The sequence below is a fragment of the Mycobacterium sp. TH-M25 genome (genome assembly GCF_057473665.1).
Window position 1 is genome coordinate 26331 of record NZ_JBYCLA010000246.1, and the last position, 6000, is coordinate 32330.

Consider the following 6000-nt stretch of genomic DNA (forward strand, 5'->3'; position numbering starts at 1 on the left):
GTCGACCGATGCTCTGCGATCGCCAGTCCGCGCCGGCGCGTCGGGAACTGCGTTTGTCGCTAGGTCGTTCGCCGACGTGTCGAACACCTGTCATCTCATCATTCTTTCGCTCCGATCTCGGCGTCGACTGCTGACTTCGACGCGTCCGTGTCCAGTGACGGGCGGCGTGGTCACGGTCGGCGGCCTTTGCGCACCGGTATCCCCCACCCTTTGGCCAGTTTGCTCAAGGTATGGTGCGTCACTCCGAAATCCCGCTCCATGTCGGTAAGGGTGCGGTTGTTGATCACGTACTCCGTATAAAACCGTTCCCGGGTGATGGCTAACGTGGCTCGTCGAGATGGGTCCCGGCGCAGGGGAATTCCGAGTTTGTGCGCTCGCCTGGACAGGACCTGGCGGTCGACGCCGGCGTCGCGCGCCATGTCGGTCAGGCTGCGCTTGTTGACGACATGCTCTTGGTAGATCCACGCCTCGGGAATGGAGGGTGTTGGGCGACGCTTGCGTATTCCGATTTCGCTGGCTCTCGCGCGCAGTGTCCATGGACTGATGCCGACTTCGAGTGCGATGTCTTCCATGGTGCGTTTTTTGACGATGTACTCGCGGTGCAGCCACTCGGGGTCGACGGGCTTCGGTAGCACCGAGACAAGATTGAGGACGATGCCCTGCTCGACGGCCAGTTGTTTGACAACATCTGAATCTATGCCGAACTGCTTTCCGATGGCGTAAAGCGACCATTTCTCCTGTTGGTGCAGTCGGGCGAGTTCCGCGGCAGGAAGTCGAAGGCGTGCCCGGTCGAGGCGTGTTGGCTTCTTCGGGCGCTGTTGCCCCCGGCATACGGGTTGAGGCAGCGGCGACCTTTCCAGGAGGTGGCGAACTACCATCGGCCGCACGCCCATGGCTTTGGCGGCGCCACTGGTCGATCGCGGTCCCGTGAGGATCGCTCGATGGAGCTGTTCGATATCCAGCGCCTCGACGTCGGGTCCGGGCAGGTCAAGATCGGCGACCAGTGACAGGGGCGGCGACCATGTGACGGGTTCGTCAACGATCCTGTGCTGCTGGAGAAATCGTGATGCGATGGCGTCGAGCCGATCAGCAATTGGGGGTGCGAGCAATTCGATGGGTTCTTGGAAGTGGCCCACCGGTTCAGAGTTGGGTGCGGTGAAGGGGGACATGTCAGCGGGCAGCATGCTGATCCGTTCGAACATCCAGTTCCGGACTCGTTGTCCCGTGGCGGTACAGTCGAGGTCCCCGAAATCGGTTGCGGTGAATATTTCCCGCCAGTTGTTGTCTGGCAGGAGTTTTCGGTAGTCCAGACGCCGTCGTCGCGCGTAGTCGATCGGGCTTGGCTGATTAGCCAGATAGTCAGCCAGCCGTGTCAGTGCTGTCGCGACATTAGGCCACCAACCGTTCTCACGCAGGAGCAACCTGACACGAATGCAAGGGTTTTCAGCCTGCTTCGCGGCTAATCGCGCGAGCGCGAGGTTCTTTGCCATCTCGGGTTCGGAAGCGCGATTGCCCACCGCGAGCAGCAGCATGGCCAGGCCCGCTCGTGTGGCGCCGCGTCGCCCGGTTCTTTCGTCCGGGGGCAGCAGCCGGATCGACCAGTCGCTCCACAGGCAGGTGGGGATATTGCGTAGCGCGGACGCATTGAGTTTGCGCGACCATCGCGGTAACGGCTCCCACGCTCGGTACCGCAGTTGGTCCAACGGGCCCATCGAGTCTCGGAGTGCCCGCACCGTTACCGCGTCGATGACAGGATTACGGTTTCGCGTGGTCAAGGCACCGGTGTTCACCGCTTTGCCGGCTTGGCGGCGCGTGGCCAGCAATGGCTGCATCCGGGCGCCGGCTTCGTCCACCGTGCGGCACTGGAGGACCTCAAGCGCGGAAGTGATTCCCACCGCGGCTATCACTGCCGGCACCGTGCGACGCGTCTTCGGTGAGGCTCGCCACCGCCGGACGTCCACGCTGTCCCACGCGCCGATGAGATTGCTGCCCGGATTCGGTGCCGTGATGACCGTGGGTTCACGCGGATCGGTTGCCTCAGCGAACCGCATCGCCAGCAGTCGCAGATCCGCCAGGAACTGTTGCGTCGACGCCGGCACCGTTTGGTATAGGCCTGCGATTACCGTTGTGTCGGAGAGGATTTCGGATAGCGCGACCTGCGCTGTGAGGAAAGGGTGTCCTTCCGCCAGAGCAATGGTTGGTGTTGCCGATAGAAGGTGCCCGCAACGACTTCCGTTCGGTGCGGTGGCGCGACACAGTTCGGGAGCAGGCACGAGGTCGCCCCTGAGCCAGCCGCGGATGGTGCGTTGAGTATGTCCGCACGCCGGGCAGCTATCAGCGAGCAAGCAGGAGTGCTTCTGGCAGGCAAAAACCCACGGGAGTCGCCACTGCAGCTGCCAGCGTCCGTGCGAGTTCGCCAGGCACGCGGGGCAGAATCGGAACCGGCGGAAGGGCCAGGTCATCTTCATCTGTCGTCGGGCGACATCGACGCTTCCGATGAGGCCGTCGAATCGGCGCCACGTCAACGCCTCGATGGAGGCGGTGTCGACACCCGTCGCCGCCGAGATGAACCGCAGTTCCGCTGCCGTGAGGTGTGCGGCGAGGTCCAGCCGGCACACCGAGTGTGTTCCGGACACTAGGGCCGGGGGAAGGATCGCGCTGAGGAACTTGCCCCACTGAACATCGAGGCACTGTGCCAGTGCCGCCAACCACGACTCGAGCGCCTCTCCCGGCAACGGCGTGATGCTCAGCGGGAGCGTTCGCGGACCCAGCCGCGCTCGCAATATGTCGGCCGCCGTTGCCATCGACGTCAATCCGGGCGAGTTTCGCGATCCCGGTTTAACGAATGCTCGCGCGAAGCCATCAGGTCGCAGACGGGCACCTGCAATGCCTCAGCAATGTCAAAGAGTCGCTCGTAGAGCAGCCCGCGGCGACCGAATTCCACGTCGATGAGCACGTTGCGGGTCACACCGGAATGCAGCGCGAGGCTTTCCTGCGTCATGCCCTGTTCAGTACGCACCCTGCGGATGTTGGCCCCGACGCGTCGTCGGGATTGCTCCCAGCGCGCCACGCGTTCCGGATTGTTCTGATTCGGACGAGTGGGCACCGCTTCAGTTATCGGCGAACCCTGCCCAATGTCTGCCCTACTAGTAATACATTGGTTTGACGCCTGCTGCGGGTTGCCGGCGTTGCTGCGTTCAGCCGCATCGGGCAGCAGGATCCGCTGTCGAACGGGGCTGACTGAGCGTTGTCATGGTTGAGCTATTACCGAGTCGACCTGCGCTGCACCCCGCTGAAGCGCTGGACAGCTACCTCGAGCGGCTCGCCGAGGTGAACGGGATCTCCACCGCGACCATGCACATGCTCATGCTCGAGGCGCTCCGTACCGCTCCGGCGGCGCTGACATTTTTGATGATCAGGCCCCAAGGCGCCGCCATCGAAGCGATCGCCAACCTCGGCGGGGTCGACCGCGCTGCACTGACTGCGGCCACGCTGATGCGCTACGGCGACGGTCTACCGCTACACCTGGAAGGGCTTGACCCCAGCCGGCGGCACACCTACCGCAGCCTCGTCGCGCAGGGCTGGTTTCCCCCGCACGGCTCGCAAGCCTGCCCCAAATGCCTCGCGCACGACGGCATATGGCGGTTGGAGTGGCGGCTACCGCTGATCACGGTCTGCAGGATTCACGAAGTGGAGTTGCTCACTGAATGTGATGCGTGCCAACAGCGTTTCCGGACGCGGCGGCACTCCCCTATGCGCCCGTCGGTAGGTCGAGAACAGCCGTGCGGCAACCCGACGGGAGTAAAACGGCATTGCGGTCGGCCGATTGCGGGCCAAAGAACACGCCCGGCGGCACCGGATGCAGTCGCCGCCGCGCACACGATCGTAACGGCGCTGGCAGCTCAGCGTGTCGAAATGCTAGGCCGACACGTCGATCCCCGAATCTTTCTCGCCGAACTGCGACACATCGCGACAATGCTGCTGCACCTCCTCACTGCTGCCGGGGATTCCGCGGTACCGGAGTGGGCAGCCCTCATCCGCAACGAAACCGCCTCGCGCACGGCCGAGCTTCGCGGGCCCCGGTGGGGCATCAGCCCGCCCAAGAGCTCGGCGTTACGTGGAGACGTTCTCGCCGAAGCCCACGCCATCCTCGGTCAGTCGGCGCTCAGCGAGGCGGGAGCACGCCTAGCGGGATGGCTGGCGCCGATCTCGGCGGTGCCCAACGGACCGAGCAATTGGCTGATCAATCGCACTACCCGCACCGCGACGACCCACGCGTTAATTTCTGCAGCCGTTTCGGGCCGACACCACGTCGGCCGTCGGCTCAGCGAGACAAGAATCCGACAGCCGCCGCCGATCACTGCAATCCCCCAGCTGCTCGATCTTGAGCTCTTCGTGGAGTTCTTCGACGGCATGCTCGGCAGCTATCAGTGGACGGCCCGCCTCTACGTCTCGCTCTGCTTGGCGCGATCGGTCACCGCCGCGCAGAATTGGTCTACTGCCGCCGTGCAGCTTGGGCTGGATCCGGTGATCGGCCGCCGAACCGCACGTGCTGCGAGCGGCCGGATGCGTGCGGCACCAGAAGTTTTCGCTGACGCGGTGCACCGAACTCTGCGTGTGCTGCCGCGCAACCGTAACTTCCGTGAACGCGAATCCCGCGTCGCCGCTCTCGCCTCCGACCCCGCCGACTGGTTCGATCGCTGGCGCACATCTTCTACGCCGGATCGTCGGCCGGCATCGCTGCGGTATGCGATCACGTGGATGTGGTGCGTGCCGGCCCAGGGATGGCTCGGTGCAAGCCCTGGCTGGCGTGACCCCATCACTGCGCGCGCCAAGGCCGGTTACCGCGAGTTTAGCGACCGGCTCGCCCCCGCCGCTCAAGTCGGCCTACGAGCACTGGTTTTCGACGAGCTGACGGGCTGACCGGATTGGCGAGCCTAACATCGTTTCGACGAGGACGTGACGTGCTTGGCGGTCGGTGATATCGCGGTGGCGTGCGCCTTTGATGTATCCCTCTTCTTGACACCGTTGAGGAGCGCGTCTCGATCCATCATCTCGCGCCGCCTGGCTTCGGCGCGATCACTGAGGGTGACCGCATCGAGATGGTCGCGCACAATCACGTGGGTGCCGTCGACGGTGGCGGCGAGCGTGGCTTCGCAGATCAACTGTTTGAGATCTTGAAAATAGCCTTGCGTACGAAACCACAGTTCTCCCGGGAGATCTCGGTACAGCATCCCCTCCCTGCCAGCTGGCAGATGGGGACGAAGACGCTTCTCGATATCACGAATGACGCGCTGCCAGGCGCGCTGCTCATCGGGTTCGTCGATTTCGTACTGGGTCACGGCGAACGTCCTTGACCTACCTTTGATCTGCGGATCGTTCAACAGTTCTCCCCCGATCAAGTTGGCGCCTACTAGCACCAGACTCGCCGAACTTTCGCCGAGTTCGGTGTTGAGGAACTTGATGTGGTCGAGCACTTTACGGGCGCCGCGCCATTCTGTTTTGAGCAGGTTGACATCGTCGATCACCACCACGCGAGCCCGGTGACGCACCACCGCGTTCATCGCGCTCCGGGTCGTGTCATGGGCGGTACTACCGCTGGGCAGGCCGTAAAAGCCTAAGACTTGTGAATCGAGTGCCTTGGTTTGCGCATCATCCTGAAGGTTGATGAATACTACTGGGCAAAAATCACATTCAATCTCAGGCGTCGGATACCACACCGGACGGCCTGTCTTAGCTACGGCGCTCGGTGCAGTCCACTCAAGGTAGCGCTGGCGTGCCCAGTCTTTGATGAATGCGCTCTTGCCGATCGTATTTGGTCCGGTGATGACGGGTACCTCCTTGGCCCCCGGAGGTGTCTGGGCGTTGCGGTCGATGATCGTGTTCAATCCCTCAGCTACGTCATCGAATTGGACGGTTTCGTTTTATCATTGGTTGAGCCACCGCTTCTATTGGTTGATATGGGATCTGCGCGCAGCATTGTCGAGGGTGTTCCATTGC

Annotated in this window: 4 protein-coding genes and 1 pseudogene; 1 reads left to right on the plus strand and 4 read right to left on the minus strand. The window is 63.1% G+C overall.

Features of this window, described 5'->3' with window-relative positions:
- Positions 1–170 precede the first annotated feature (170 nt).
- The 3 genes and pseudogenes from AC2VOU_RS08275 to AC2VOU_RS08285 all read right to left on the minus strand — a co-directional run bounded on the left by AC2VOU_RS08275 (position 171) and on the right by AC2VOU_RS08285 (position 3106).
- Positions 171–1532: a hypothetical protein gene (locus AC2VOU_RS08275; protein WP_486956942.1), complete on the minus strand. Its 1362-nt coding sequence runs from the start codon at positions 1530–1532 to the stop codon at positions 171–173.
- Between the two features lie 819 nt (positions 1533–2351).
- Positions 2352–2804, minus strand: a pseudogene (locus AC2VOU_RS08280) (TniQ family protein); the annotation flags it as partial.
- Positions 2805–2809: 5 nt separating this feature from the next.
- A complete protein-coding gene (locus AC2VOU_RS08285) occupies positions 2810–3106 on the minus strand; it encodes a helix-turn-helix domain-containing protein (RefSeq protein WP_486956937.1) in 297 nt (98 codons plus the stop codon).
- A 146-nt stretch (positions 3107–3252) separates the two neighbouring features.
- Between AC2VOU_RS08285 and AC2VOU_RS08290 the strand changes: the two genes are divergently transcribed.
- A complete protein-coding gene (locus AC2VOU_RS08290) occupies positions 3253–4923 on the plus strand; it encodes a TniQ family protein (protein ID WP_486956938.1) in 1671 nt (556 codons plus the stop codon).
- 14 nt (positions 4924–4937) lie between these two features.
- Here AC2VOU_RS08290 and AC2VOU_RS08295 read toward each other — a convergent pair whose 3' ends face one another.
- Positions 4938–5888, minus strand: a complete 951-nt coding sequence (locus AC2VOU_RS08295) for a TniB family NTP-binding protein (RefSeq protein WP_486956939.1) — start codon at positions 5886–5888, stop codon at positions 4938–4940.
- Between the last annotated feature and the right edge of the window lie 112 nt (positions 5889–6000).